Source organism: Variovorax sp. 10N412 (genome assembly GCF_056394985.1).
The window spans coordinates 37,827-50,909 of record NZ_JBFTIO010000015.1 but is presented as its reverse complement, the minus strand read 5'-3'; the positions used below and the strand labels follow the sequence as shown (position 1 = coordinate 50,909).

The 13,083-nt window shown below is 71.1% G+C and carries 7 protein-coding genes and 1 pseudogene; 4 read left to right on the top strand and 4 right to left on the bottom strand.

Annotation, left to right across the window (positions count from 1 at the left end; genetic code table 11):
- The first annotated feature begins 1 nt into the window (after position 1).
- Entirely contained in the window at positions 2–1,417 is a 1,416-nt protein-coding gene (locus AC1DJH_RS25960; protein ID WP_478187684.1) for a coniferyl aldehyde dehydrogenase, read from the top strand.
- A 31-nt stretch (positions 1,418–1,448) separates the two neighbouring features.
- Here AC1DJH_RS25960 and AC1DJH_RS25955 read toward each other — a convergent pair whose 3' ends face one another.
- The 3 genes and pseudogenes from AC1DJH_RS25955 to AC1DJH_RS25945 all read right to left on the bottom strand — a co-directional run bounded on the left by AC1DJH_RS25955 (position 1,449) and on the right by AC1DJH_RS25945 (position 5,936).
- Positions 1,449–2,813, bottom strand: a complete 1,365-nt coding sequence (locus AC1DJH_RS25955) for a sigma-54-dependent transcriptional regulator (protein WP_478187683.1) — start codon at positions 2,811–2,813, stop codon at positions 1,449–1,451.
- Positions 2,810–4,675 carry a sensor histidine kinase gene (locus AC1DJH_RS25950; protein WP_478187682.1) on the bottom strand — a complete coding sequence of 622 codons (1,866 nt, stop codon included), beginning with the start codon at positions 4,673–4,675 and terminating at the stop codon, positions 2,810–2,812. The genes AC1DJH_RS25955 and AC1DJH_RS25950 overlap by 4 nt, the downstream gene beginning before the upstream one ends.
- 86 nt (positions 4,676–4,761) lie before the next feature.
- Positions 4,762–5,936, bottom strand: a pseudogene (locus AC1DJH_RS25945) (dicarboxylate/amino acid:cation symporter).
- 250 nt (positions 5,937–6,186) lie between these two features.
- Between AC1DJH_RS25945 and AC1DJH_RS25940 the strand changes: the two are divergent.
- The 3 genes from AC1DJH_RS25940 (at position 6,187) to AC1DJH_RS25930 (ending at position 8,803) form a co-directional block, all read left to right on the top strand.
- Positions 6,187–7,611 carry an MFS transporter gene (locus AC1DJH_RS25940; protein ID WP_478187681.1) on the top strand — a complete coding sequence of 475 codons (1,425 nt, stop codon included), beginning with the start codon at positions 6,187–6,189 and terminating at the stop codon, positions 7,609–7,611.
- A gap of 188 nt (positions 7,612–7,799) precedes the next feature.
- Entirely contained in the window at positions 7,800–8,048 is a 249-nt protein-coding gene (locus AC1DJH_RS25935) for a hypothetical protein (protein WP_472120516.1), read from the top strand.
- Between the two features lie 62 nt (positions 8,049–8,110).
- Positions 8,111–8,803, top strand: a complete 693-nt coding sequence (locus tag AC1DJH_RS25930; RefSeq protein WP_435486434.1) for an aspartate/glutamate racemase family protein — start codon at positions 8,111–8,113, stop codon at positions 8,801–8,803.
- Positions 8,804–8,839: 36 nt separating this feature from the next.
- Here the strand turns inward: AC1DJH_RS25930 and AC1DJH_RS25925 are convergent, their stop codons facing one another.
- Positions 8,840–13,072: an OmpA family protein gene (locus tag AC1DJH_RS25925; RefSeq protein ID WP_478187680.1), complete on the bottom strand. Its 4,233-nt coding sequence runs from the start codon at positions 13,070–13,072 to the stop codon at positions 8,840–8,842.
- Between the last annotated feature and the right edge of the window lie 11 nt (positions 13,073–13,083).

Genomic DNA, 13,083 nt, shown 5'->3' with positions numbered 1-13,083 from the left:
CATGGCGCCCGAAGCCCTGACGCAGCAAGACATGCGGCAGCGCTTCGACGCCCTGCGCGCCGCGAGCCTGCGCGCACAGACCCCGCCCTGGCGCGAGCGCGCCGACCGGCTGAAGCGCCTGCGCGCGCTGGTCGTCGACCACCGCGCCGCCATCGCCGCGGCCATCAGCGCCGACTTCCACCACCGCGCCGCGCAGGAGACCGAACTGGCCGAGGTGTTTCCCAGCGTCGAGGGCATCGACCACGCGCTGCGCCACGGCCAGCGATGGATGCGCGTGAAGCGCCGCGCCACCGGCCTGTGGTTCAAGCCCGCCTCGTCGCGCGTCATGCCGCAGCCGCTGGGCGTGGTCGGCATCGTGGTGCCGTGGAACTACCCGCTGTACCTGGCGGTGGGCCCGATGACCGCGGCGCTGGCCGCGGGCAACCGGGTGATGGTGAAGCAGTCGGAGTTCACGCCGCGCTTCGCCGAGCTGTTCGCCGCGCTGGTGCGCAAGGCCTTCGCCGAAGACGAGATGGCCATCGTCAACGGCGACGCCGAAGCGGCGCGCGCGTTCTCCGCCCTGCCCTTCGACCACCTGCTGTTCACCGGCTCCACCGCCGTGGGCCACCAGGTGATGCGCGCCGCGAGCGAGAACCTCACGCCGGTGACGCTGGAGCTCGGCGGCAAGTCGCCCGCGATCATCGGGCCCGGCGCGAACTTCGAGAAGGCCGTGGAGCGCATCCTCGTGGGCAAGACGCTGAACGCGGGCCAGACCTGCATCGCGCCCGACTACGTGCTGCTGCCCGAAGGCAGGCAGCAGCACTTCATCGATGCGGCGCGGCGCGTGTTCTCGCAGATGTACCCGCGCCTGGAAAGCAGCACCGACTACACCAGCATCGTGAGCCCGCGCCACTTCGCGCGGCTGCAGGATCTGTCGGCCGCGGCGCAGCAGGAAGGCGCCACCGCGGTGCCCCTGTGCGGCACGCCCCCCGACGAGGCGACGCGCCGCTTTCCGCCCGTGCTGCTGACCGGCGTGCACGACGGCATGCGCGTGATGCGCGAGGAAATCTTCGGCCCGCTGCTGCCGGTGATGGCGTACCGCGCCATCGACGAAGCCATTGCCTACGTCAACGCGCACCCGCGCCCGCTGGCGCTCTACCTGTTCGAGAAAGACCGCGCCACCATCGAGCGCGTGATGCACGAGACGGTGGCCGGCGGCGTGTCGATCAACGAAACGCTGATGCACGTTGCGCAGGACGACCTGCCCTTCGGCGGCGTCGGCGCGAGCGGCATGGGGGCGTACCACGGCGAGCACGGCTTCCAGACCTTCTCTAAGATGAAGCCGATCTTTCACCAGTCGGCGTTCAACGGCGTGGGCCTGTTCAGGCCGCCCTACGGCAAGACCTTCGCGCGGATGATGAAGCTGCTGCTGCGTTGACCGCGCGCCGCCGGAGCCTGCCGGCCCCCGGCTACTTGAACTCGTCCACCGCCACGCCCAGCTTGCGCAGCTTGTCGTGCAGCGTCTGGCGCGCAATGCCCAGCGCGGTGGCCGTGGCCGGCTGGTCGCCGCGCTGGCGGCGCAGCTCTTCGACGATGACCGCGCGCTCGAACGACTCCACCTGCTGCGGCAGCCCGCGCGGCAAGGCCGGCACCCCGTCTGCACTGCCGCCGCGCGCCTGCGTGAGCCGCTCACCGAGCAGGCCCAGCACGAAGCGGTCGGCCACGTTGCGCAGCTCGCGCACGTTGCCGGGCCAGGCGTAGGCCATCAGGTCGGCCAGCTGCGCATGGCTCGGCAGCGGCGCGGCGCGCTCGTAGCGGCTCGCGGCCTGCAGGGTGAAGTGCTCGAACAGCAGTGGAATGTCTTCGCGCCGCTCGCGCAGCGGCGGCAGCTCGATGAAGGCCACGCCCAGGCGGTAGTACAGGTCGGCCCTGAACTTCTTCTGGTCGCTCATTTCCTTCAGGTCGTCCTTGCTCGCGGCCACCACGCGGCAGTCGAAGGGAATGGTCTTGTTGGAGCCGATGCGCTCGATGCTGCGCTCCTGCAGCGCGCGCAGCAGCTTGATCTGCACGGCCATGGGCATGCTCTCGATCTCGTCGAGAAACAGCGTGCCGCCGCTGGCGTACTCGAACTTGCCCACGCGCACCCGGTTGGCGCCGGTGAACGCGCCGGCCTCGTGGCCGAACAGCTCGCTCTCGGCCAGTGCCTCGGGCAGCCCGCCGCAGTTGAGCGGCACGAAATGCTGGCGGCGGCGCGCGCTGTGGTCGTGCAGGCAGCGCGCCACCAGTTCCTTGCCGGTGCCGGTCTCGCCGTAGACCAGCACGTCGGCCGAGGTCTCGGCCAGCGTCTTCACGGTCTGGCGCACCTGCTGCATCTGCGCCGAGCGGCCGATCAGCACCGACTGGATGCCCTGCCAGTTCTCCAGCGCCTCGCGCAGCGCGCGCACCTGCAGCGTGAGCTGGCGCCGCTCGATGGCGTGGCGCACGATGGCCACCAGCCGTTCGGAGCTGAAGGGCTTCTCGATGAAGTCGTAGGCGCCCTCGCGCATGGCCTGCACGGCCATGGCGATGTGGCCGTGGCCGGTGACCAGGATCACCGGCAGCTCGGCGTCGGTCTGGCGCAGCTCGGGCAGCCACTCGGTGCCGCTCATGCCCGGCAGGCGCACGTCGCTGATGACAATGGCGGGCACGCCGAGATCGATGTGCGCACGCGCGCGCTCGACGCTGGGAACCGCGTCGACCTCGAAACCGGCCAGGGTCAGCACCTGGGTCGTGCTGACGCGGACGTCTTCGTCGTCCTCGACCAGCAGCACCCGGATGGCAGGGGCTTCGCTCACGGGGGGTCACTCCTGTTGTGCAAGGGGGAAGGGAAAGAAGGGGAAGAAGGAAGAGAAAGGGGGTCCGCGGCCATCGCCGCGGGCAGGTCGACCACGAAGCACGCACCGCCGCCCGCGAGGTTGGCCGCGCGCAGCGTGCCGTCCATCGCCCGCACCAATTGTGCCGAGATGACGAGCCCCAGGCCCAGGCCCGACCCTGCCGGCTTGCGGGTCACGAAAGGCTCGAACAGGCGCGGCAGCACGTCGGGGTGGATGCCGGGGCCGGTGTCGCTCACGCTCAGCACCGCGCGGCCGTCCTTCGCGCGCGCCTCCAGGCGCAGCGTGCGCACGGGCGCGTCCTGCATGGCGTCGATGGCGTTGCGCATCAGGTTGGCGAGCACGCTGCCCAGCGCGGCCTCCTCGGCCATGACGCTCAGCGCGGCGGGCTGCACGTCGACCTCGACCGTCACGCGCTGCTTCTTCGCGGCCTCGGCCACGATCACCTGCGCGTCGGCAATGGCCTGCGACAGCCGCAGCGGCGCCAGCGGCAGCTCGCTCTTGTGGGCGAAGGTCTTCAGTTGCGTGGTCAGGCGCGCCAGCCGGTCGACCATGTGGCGGATGCGCTCCAGGTTGCCGCGCACGTCGTCCAGGCGGTTCCTGTCGAGCAGGATGCCGGCGCTCTCCGACAGCGTGCGCATCGCCGTGAGCGGCTGGTTGAGCTCGTGCACCACGCCGGCCGACATCTGGCCCAGCGCGGCCATCTTGCCGGCGTGCACCAGCTCGCCCTGCGCGGCGCGCAGCTGCGCGGTGCGCGCCACCACGGTCGACTCGAGCGTGTCGTGCGCCGCCTGCAGCGCGGCCTGGCTGGCCAGCTTCTGGCGCACCGCGCGGCGGCGCAGCCACAGCGCCACGGCCACCAGCAGCAGCACCGCCATCGCCAGGCTGGCTGTGATGGCCGCGTTGCGCGCCGCCACGCGCACCGGCGCCAGCTCGTCCAGCACCACCAGTTGCCAGGGCGCGCCGCGCAGGGTGCGGGCGGTGGCGAGCTGGTCGCGGCCGTCCAGCGAGATCACCTGCACGTCGCGGTCCAGCGCCTCCTTGGGCGTCCACCGCAGCGGCAGCAGGCCGGCCTCGCCGTAGGGGCGCGAGCGCAGCACCTCGGCGCGCTGCAACGCATCGAGCGGCAGCAGCGGCCTGAACTTCAGGTCCTCGCGGGTGGCCAGAATCACCACGCCGCGCTGGTCGATCAGCGCCACGTCGCCGGGCAGCTTGCGCCAAGCGAGCTCGGCCTCTTCGAGGTTGACCTTCACCGCCACCACGCCGCGCTGCGGCTGCCCGCGCCGCAGCGCATACGACAGGTAGTAGCCCGGCCGCTTGCTGGTGATGCCCACGCCGTAGAAGCGGCCCCGGCCCTGGCCCAGCGCGTCGATCACGTAGGGGCGGAACGACAGGTCCTGGCCCAGCGTGGTGCCGGGCTTGTCCCAGTCGGAGGCGGCCAGCGAGGTGCCGGCGGCGTCCAGCACGTAGAGCATCTCGGCGCCGGCGGCGGCGTTGACGCCGTTCAGGTAGCGGTTGACGGCGTCGCGCAGCTGCGTGTCGGCGGGCGCGCCGAGCAGCGCCGGCACGATGGGCGTCATCTCCAGCAGCGCGGGCAGGTAGTCGAAGCGGGCCAGGTCGGCGTCCAGGCCGGTCGCGAGCATGTCCAGGCGATGGTCGGCCGCCTCGCGCAGGCGTGCCAGGCCGGCCTGCATGGCGAACTGGTGGCCGGCGAAAGCAGCCACCGCCACCAGGGCCAGCGCGCCGCACCAGCGCGGCAATGCGCGCCAGCGCCGCGCACTGTCGGCGGGCGGATCGGCGCGGCGAACGGGCTCCCTAGAAATCATGGGAGCGTTATTGCACAGGGGCGCAGCGCCCGCATCGGTGGCAGCCCGATGACCCCTGGCCGGGGGGCGGGGGGTGGGTTCGGGGCTCAGGCCCGGCGCGGCGTCCCGGTGGGCATGTGGGCGTCGTTGGCGTCGAGCACGCGCTCGGGCGCGTCGGCCTCCACCGCGGTTTCCTGGTTCAGGTGTTGGTGCATGCGCACGGTGTCCAGGTCGCCGGTCCACTTGGCCACGACGAGGGTGGCCACGCCGTTGCCGATCAGGTTGGTCAGCGCGCGGGCCTCCGACATGAAGCGGTCGATGCCCAGGATGAGCGCCAGCCCCGCCACCGGCACGTGGCCCACCGCCGACAGCGTGGCCGCCAGCACGATGAAGCCGCTGCCCGTGACGCCCGCCGCGCCCTTCGAGGTGAGCAGCAGCACCGCCAGCAGCGTGAGCTGCTGCGTGAGCGTCATGTCGGTGTTGGTGGCCTGCGCGATGAACACCGCCGCCATCGTCAGGTAGATCGAGGTGCCGTCCAGGTTGAACGAGTAGCCCGTGGGCACCACCAGGCCGACCACCGACTTCTTAGCGCCCAGGTTCTCCAGCTTGGCCATCATGCGCGGCAGCACCGACTCGCTGGACGAGGTGCCCAGCACGATCAGCAGCTCTTCCTTGATGTACTTGATGAACTTCCAGATGCTGAAGCCGTGGAACCTGGCAATGAGCCCCAGCACCACGAAGATGAACAGCAGGCACGTCAGGTAGAAGGTGGCCATCAGCTGGCCCAGCTGCAGCAGCGAGCTCACGCCGTACTTGCCGATGGTGAAGGCCATGGCACCGAACGCGCCCACGGGCGCCACCTTCATGATGTAGCCCACGATCACGAAGAGCACGTGCGAGCCCTTCTCGATCACGTCGAACACCAGCGTGCCACGCCCGCCGAACTTGTGCAGCGCAAAGCCGAACATCACCGCGATCAGCAGCACCTGCAGGATCTCGCCCCGAAATACAGCAGCGCCAGGCCGCCGGTCTTGCCGACCTTCTTCATGTCTTCCATGCCGGCGATGCCCACCACCACCGTGCAGAAGATGATGGGCGCGATGATCATCTTGATCAGCTTGATGAAGCCGTCGCCCAGTGGCTTCATCGCCGCGCCGGTGTCGGGCCAGAAATGCCCCAGCAGCACACCCAGCACGATGGCCGTGATGACCTGGAAGTACAGGGACTTGTAGATGGGTTGGGGGGTCGGGGCTTGGGGTGGGTGTTCCACGGGGGTGCTCATTGGTGTGTCTCCAGTCGCAAGGCGGCGCGCCGCATCGGGCGATGCGGTGGGCCGGTTGACTGAGCAATCGATATGCCACGGGCTGCGAGGCGTGCCGCGCGCGCTAAGTGGTTGATTTCATGGACCTTCGCAGCGGGGTGTGCGGTACGGCGCGCCGACGATCCGGATGGCGCCGACCCCGCCCGTCCGATCCACCGGACCGATACCCGAGGGGAAACCCTAGCTAAGACAGCGGTGTCAGACTTCGCGCATGACCGACACCGCAGCACCGGCCCCGGCACAGGCGAGCGACACCGCCTCCCGCCGCATTGCCCTCACCGTGGCCGCCGCCTTCTTCATGGAAACGCTGGACGCCACCGTCATCGTCACGGCGCTGCCGGCCATCGGCGCGGGCTTCGGCATCGGCGCGCTGGACGCGAGCCTGGGCGTGACCATCTACCTGATCGCCATGGCGGCGCTGGTGCCCGCGGCGGGCTGGTGCGCCGGGCGCTTCGGCGCGCGGCGGGTGTTCGCGCTGGCGGTCGGCACCTTCACCGTGGCCTCGCTCCTGTGCGGGCTCGCGCCGACCTTCGGGATGTTCGTGGCGGCCCGTGTGCTGCAGGGCGCGGCGGCGGCCTTCATGTCCCCGGTGGGGCGGCTGGTGGTATTGCGCGAGACGCCCCGGCACCGGCTGATCGAGGCCATCGGCACCATCACCTGGCCCGGCCTCATTGCGCCGGTGCTCGGGCCGCCGCTCGGCGGGCTCATCGCCACGCATGCGTCGTGGCGCTGGATCTTCCTGCTGAACGTGCCGCTGGGGCTGGTGGGGCTGCTGCTGATCCTGCGGCTGTTTCCGCGCCGCACCGACGTGGCACCCACGCGCTTCGACGCGCCCGGCTTCGTGCTGACGGCCGTGGCGCTGGCCGCGCTGGTCGAAGGCCTCACGCGCCTGGGCGGACCGCATCCGGGCTCGGCCACCACGCTGGGCCTGCTGGCCGTGGGCGCCATCGCCGCCGCCGCCGCGGTGCGCCATGCGCGGCGGGCCGCCGCGCCCATGCTCGACCTGCGCGCGCTGGCCGTGCCGACCTATGCCATCGCCACCGCCACGGCGGGCTTCGTCTCGCGCGTGGCCATCAACGCCTCGCCCTTCCTGCTGCCGCTGATGTTCCAGATCGGCTTCGGCATGACGGCGTTCCAGGCCGGCTCGATGCTGCTGGTGTACATGGGCGGCAACCTCGTGATGAAGAGCGCCACCACCGCGGTGCTGCGCCGCTTCGGCTTTCGCAAGGTGCTGACGGTGAACGGCGCCATCTGCGCCGCCACGCTGTTCGCCTGCGGTTTCCTCGCGCCCGGCGACCCGCTGCCGTGGGTGTGCGTGCTGCTGTTCGTGGCCGGCATGGCGCGCTCGATGAACTACACCGCCATCAACACGCTGGCCTTCGCCGACGTGCCCGACACCGCGCGCGCCGGTGCCAGCACGCTGGGCACGATGCTGCAGCAGGTGTCGCTCGCGCTGGGCGTGGCGCTGGGCGCGATGGTGCTCGGCGCGTCGAAGGCGCTGCGCGACGCGCCGGCGGTGCAGCTGGTGGACTTTCACCACGCCTGGTACGTGGTGGCCGCGCTGATGGCCGCCGCGACGCTGATGTCGCTGCGGCTGGACCGCGAGGCGGGCATGGCGGTGTCCAGCAAGCGCTAGCCGGTGCAGGCCGAAGCGAAAATCCGCGCCATGGACACCGCCATTTTTTCCACGCCGAAGATCGTCCAGCTGCGCGATAAGCAGGGCACGGATAGAAACTCCATCTTGCCCGCGTGAATCTATCTGACGCGGTGGGTCCTGCAAGGTCTATGCTGGCCGTTTCCGCCACCGCATCGCAAAGGCCCTCCTTGGACACAGATCTCGCCGCGGAATGCAACCCGCGGCTGCCGGTCGGATGGACCTTCGAACTGCACATGAGCCGGAGCGCCGAAGACGACTTCAGCGGCGTGGGCGTGCTGCTGCGCCACGGCTTGCCCATGTGCCACCTGACCCTGCCCGGCCTTGGCGGCGACCGTGCGCAAGCGCTGGGATCGGTCAAGCGGCGCGTGGAAGAATGGCTCGCCGAATGGCAGTCGCGCGCCCAGTCGCCGGCATAGCCGTTTCAGCCGGCGCCGGAGAACCGGCCCCCGCTCTTTCCTGACGTTCCGGAGAAATTGTCATGTCCTTGCACATTGGCGTGGTCGGCTGCTCGGCCGAAGGCGCCGCGCTCTGCTACCGCACGCTGTGCGTGGAAGGTGCCTCGTACCTGGGCACGCCCCACGCGCACCCCGAGGTGTCGATGCACACCCATTCGCTGGCCGCCTATGTCGAGTGCCTCGAGCGCAACGACGTGGAAGGCGTGGCGCAGCTGATGCTGTCGTCGGCAGGCAAGCTGGCCGCGGCCGGCGCGGATTTTCTGGTCTGCCCCGACAACACCATCCACCAGGCGATGCACCTCGTGCGGCCGCGCTCGCCGCTGCCGTGGCTGCACATCGCCGAGGTGGTGGCGGCCGAAGCGGCGTCGCGCGGGTTTCGCCGGGTGGGCGTGCTGGGCACGCGCTGGCTGGTCGACAGCGAGGTCTATCCGCAGGCGCTCGCCGCGGCGGGCCTGCAGGCCGTGAAGCCCGATGCGCAGGAGCGCGCCGAGCTGGGCCGCATCATCATGGACGAGCTGGTGCGCGGCGTGCTGCGCCCCGAATCCACCGCGGTGCTGCAACGCATGATCGACGGCCTGAAGGCGCGCGGCTGCGACGCCGTGGCGCTGGGCTGCACCGAGCTGCCGCTGGTGCTGAACGACGGCAACTCGGCGCTGCCCACGCTGGATTCCACGCGCCTGCTGGCGCGCGCGGCGCTGCGGCACGCCACGGCCTGAGCGCGGCGGCACCGCCGTTCACCGAGGCGCCACCCGTCAGAACTTGCCGAGCACGTTCAGGAACCAGCCCTTGCTGCGGTAGCTCATGTCGGTGAGGTTGTCGGAGTAGTCGGTGAAGTTGTAGCCCACGCCCACCTTCAGGTTCTCGTTGACGTGGTAGTACGCGGCGGTGACCCAGCCGCTCTTGCGGTCCTGGAGTTCGCGCGCGCGCAGCGTGCGCCACTCGACCATCCAGTCCCAGTTGCGCACCAGCTTCCAGTCCACGCGCAGCACGGCGAGTTCGGCCGAGCTCTTGAACCACGGCGCGCTGCTGTCGCGGCTGGCGCGCAGCTCGCCGCGGCGCCAGGCGTACTTGCCGCCCAGCGTCCAGCGCTCGTTCAGGTCCCAGGTGGCGTCGATGGCGAACACGTGGCTGCGCTGCTGGTAGTCGATGCCGGTGGTCGACACGGTGCCCAGGCTCGAATCGACCCCGCCCGACACCACCTGGCCCGGTGACGACAGGTCGTACAGGTAGGTGTACTTGAACAGCAGGTTCAGCCGGTCGTTGAAGGCCGGGCGCAGCGCGTAGCCGAGCATGGCTTCGGTGTACTTGGCCGCGGCCAGCGTGCCGGTGGTGCTGTCGCTGTCGGCCCAGTTGAACTTGCCGACCCAGCGCGCGTCGTCGTCCACCTTCCAGCTCAGCGAATTCTTCACCAGCCAGCTGGTGCGCGTCTCGGCCGCGGTGCGGTCCTTGCGGTATTCCAGGCCGCCGCTGTACTTGAGCCGTTCGCTCGAATAGCCGGTGGTGAAGGCCACGGCCTCGCGGCGCGTGGCGCCCAGCGTCTCGGCGCCGACCCAGCCGTTCTCGAAGTTGACGCCGAAGGTCCAGCGCGTGTCGGGCGCGTACTGCACGCCGTAGGCATGCGTGAGGCCCGGCTGCGCGCCGGTGGCCTGGCGGTGCTCGGTGAACATCGTGAGGCCGTCTCCCACGCGCGAGCGCACGCCGGTCACCAGGCTGCCGCCGCGGCCGATGAGGTTCTCGTCGGTGCGGCCGGTGTCGGCCGCATAGGTCATGTACAGGTTGGAGCGGTCGTCGTACTGGTAGTCGACGCCGGCCTTGCCGGCCAGCCCGCCGTCGCCGGTGGAGACTTCGCCGCGCAGCGCGAGCTTGTCGCTCACGCGGTAACGCCCGCCCAGGCCCAGCCGGTCGTTCTCCAGCCGCGTGCCGGTGCGCCGCAGCGTCTTCTGCGCGAAGCCGTAGGCGCTCCAGGTGTCGCTGCCGGTGTACTCCAGCTGCACCACGGCGTCGGCGCGCTCGCCCGACACGGCCTGCGTGGTGGGCAGCGACGGGCTGGTGATGAGCGCGTCGCCGGTCTTGTCGTCGTAGCGCATGCCCAGGCCGAGCTTCCACGCGGGCGACAGGGCCAGGGCGTACTGCGCGTCGAGCACGCTGGCGTTGTAGCCGTCGCGCTCGTCGCGGCGGTCGGCCTTCAGGCGCAGCTCGCCGTTCTCGCCCTTCTCGCCGAAGGGCACGGTGGCCTGCACGCCGACCTGGCGCGTGGCGTTGCTCGCGTACTGCCCCGGCGCGGAGAAGCCGGCGTCGCGCGACTGCGCATAGGCGCTCACGCGCCCGCCGCCGCGGATGTCGTAGTCGCCCAGGTCGGCCTGGCCTTCCAGGCGCCAGGCGCTGGCGTTGCCGGTGGGGCCGTTGCCCAGGCGGTTGCCCAGCGAGCCGTTGCGCCCGGTGAAGCTGAAGCCGCCGTCCAGCGAGTCGAGCTGGCCGGTGCCCGGGCCCTTGCTGCGCGCGAACTCGCCCTTGACGTAGGTGTTGTCGGTCTTGCGCAGCGTGAGGTCGGCGCCGGCCAGGCGCTGGTCGCCCCCGATCTGGTCCTGGCGCGACGCGGTCACGCCCACGCCCACGTGGTCGTTGGCCCACCACGACACGCGGCCGCCCACGGCGAGCGTGTCGAGCGAAGTCGCCAGCGGCGTGTATTCGTAGTCCACCACCAGGTAGGCCGGCATGCCGGTCAAGCCGCCGGCACGCACCAGCGCACCGTCGTCCGACAGGCTGGGCAGCGGCGCGGACAGCAGCACGCGGCCCTGCAGGTAGTCGATCTCGTAGTCGGAGCTGGGCACGAGCTGCGTGCGCTTGAGCACGAAGCCCGAGTCGCGGTCGCGGATTTCCAGCGTCACGCGCTCGGCGCCGCGCGTGATGTCCTGGTTGCGCAGGTAGTACAGCGAGCCGCCGGTGCCGCGGAATTCCTCGCGCGCGGCCAGCGTGCCGGGCTCGGCCGCGAAGGCGTCGACCTTCAGGCGCGCCTCGCCGAACGAGGTCGACTCCTCGCCCAGGTAGCGGCCATGAAAGCCGTAGAGCCCGCGGCTCACGCGGGTGAGTTCGGTGTCGCCGAAGTTGAGCTTGAAGTTGCCCCACATGGCCTGCGAGCGGCCGTCGTCCACGCGCAGGTAGAAGCGGCCCTGCGTGGGCGCGTCCTCGATGGTGGTGGAGTCGTCGCCGAAGGTGCTCCACGAGTCCTCGGGGTCGAAGCGGCGGAACAGCGAGGTCGGGTCCTTGCGCTCGAGGTTGCGAAACAGCTCCTTCAGCGGGCGCTCTTCGGTGTCGACGCTGGCCGTGAGCGTCCAGCGGTCGTTCAGCTGGCCCTTGGCATAGCCGGCGATGCGGCCTTCGCTCCAGCCGCCACCGCCGTAGCGGTTCTTGTCGTTGGTCATGATCGCGGCCGGCCCGCTCACGCTGTTGCTGCCCACGGTGAGGTCGGCCTGGCCCACGAAGAACCAGTCGCTGGCGGGCAGGTCGAAGTCGCGGCGGTAGGCGCGCGTGGCGCCCTGCGCGTCGGTGACGGCAATTTCGCCGGTCTGCACGCGGCGCGGCACCAGCTGCTGGAACACGAAGCGCCCGTTCTCGTCCACCGGCACCGCGAAGCCGAGCGCGCGCACGCTCTCGCCCGGGCGAATGGCCGCACCGCTGGCGGTGACGGTGCCGGCGGCAAGCGGAATGTTGGCGATGGCGATGTTGTTGTTGCCGTAGCCGCGCAGCAGTTCGCGCGCGGGGTCTGGCGGCAGGCCGGTCTCGGGCTGGTGGCGCTGCGCCAGCGTGAGCGAGAGGTCGTCGGTTTCGTCGAAGCGGCCCTGGCGGTCGTACACGCGCACGCGGTAGTACAGCTTGCCGCTCGCTCCTTCGGCAAGGCGGTTCAGCAGCCCTTCGGGCACCTGCCATTCGCCTCGCAATGCGGCGTCCAGCGGCACGGTCGCGACCAGGCGGCGCTGCATCGCCTCGTTGGCGGTGAACACGCGCAGCTCGGCCTTCGCGGTGAACAGCAGGTAGTTGCTGTAGCCGGCGAAGCGCACGGTGTCGCCGGCCACCACGGTGGTGGGCCAGGCGCTGGCGCTCAGGCGGCGCGGCTGCGAGAGGTTGTCGTACTGCAGCCGCAGCTGGTTGCGCTCGAGCTGCACGTCGACGCAGCGCTGGCGGTCGGCGCTGGTGGTGCCGTCGCCGGCCGCGGCCTTGCCGTCGGCCGTGAGCAGCTGGCCGTCCACGCTCAGGCGCAGCGGCGCATCGTCGGTGCCGAAGGCGGTGAAGGTGCGGCACACGCCGGGGTCGGCCACTGCCGGCGCGGGTGCGACAGCGACGGGCGCATCGCGCCAGTACACGCGCACCTCGACGCGGCGGTTGGCGGCCCAGCTGGCGGGGTCGGTGGCGGGCGTGGCCACGGGCACGTCGGGTCCGCGAGAGCTGGCGGCCGCGGCGTCTTCGGGCAGGCCGAGGCTGCGCGTGAGGTAGCGCGCCACTTGCTGCGCGCGCGCCAGCCCCAGCGCCTGGTTGTCGGCGAAGCGTTCGCGCGACTTCGCGCTGAGCGCCTGCGTGTCGGTGTGCCCGACGATCTCGAAGCGCAGGCCGTCGCGGCCCTTCACCTGTTCGGCGATGCGGTCGAGCTGCACGCGGTCGGCTGGCGCGAGCCCGTCGGCGCCCGATGCGAAATGCGGCACTCCGGTGTTGCTGCGCTCGGCGCCCGGCACGGGCGTCGGCGTCGGGCCGGCGGTGACTGCCGGCGCGCTCGCGTCACCCAGCACGAAGGTGGCCTTGGGCAGCTCGCGCTCGCTGCTGCGCGGCAAGTGGCGCGCGCCGTCGATGTCCACGGCGCGCGGATCGGCCGCGGCCTGGTCGTGCATGCGGCCGCGCACGGCCGACTCCTGCGCGGCCGCGAGCCCCATGCCCATGCAGGCGGCGGTGACGGCGCCCGCGAGGGCGATGCGCTTGGGTAGCTTTCTTTTCATGTCGGCTCGCT